Origin of the sequence: Halobacillus sp. A5 (assembly GCF_024189315.1) — a bacterium.
Lineage (GTDB): Bacteria > Bacillota > Bacilli > Bacillales > Halobacillaceae > Halobacillus_A.
The window spans coordinates 1-502 of the sequence record NZ_JAIZEO010000014.1 but is presented as its reverse complement, the minus strand read 5'-3'; the positions used below and the strand labels follow the sequence as shown (position 1 = coordinate 502).

Here is a 502-nt window from a genome sequence, read left to right as displayed (position 1 = left end):
GGCTGGATCACCTCCTTTCTAAGGAAACATGAAAGGCGGAAGCGACCGTTCAGACCCTGCGGGGTCTGGGAGCTGAAGCTGGACATGACGGAAGACGTACCTGGTTGGTTGTTCAGTTTTGAGAGATTAAATTAAACTCAAAATGAATGGGCCTGTAGCTCAGTTGGTCAGAGCGCACGCCTGATAAGCGTGAGGTCGGTGGTTCAAGTCCACTCAGGCCCACCATTCATACGGGGCCTTAGCTCAGCTGGGAGAGCGCCTGCTTTGCACGCAGGAGGTCAGCGGTTCGATCCCGCTAGGCTCCACCATATTATATAATCAAAACACAATATGTACTTTTGTGTTTTATAGTCAACCCTTAAAAAGGTTGATGGCGAACCTTGAAAACTGGATAAGAGAATCGAGACGCATGCAGATGCGTACTTGATGACAAGACATCAAACAAAACGAAACGTCTTTTCACAAAGAAGTTAAGTGAATAAGGGCGCACGGTGGATGCCTT

General features: G+C 48.2%; 2 tRNA genes. Both read left to right on the top strand.

Annotation, left to right across the window (positions count from 1 at the left end):
* The first annotated feature begins 148 nt into the window (after positions 1-148).
* Positions 149-225 (top strand) — tRNA-Ile (locus LF822_RS22730).
* A 7-nt stretch (positions 226-232) separates the two neighbouring features.
* A tRNA-Ala gene (locus LF822_RS22725) sits at positions 233-308 on the top strand.
* The last annotated feature ends 194 nt before the right edge of the window (positions 309-502 follow it).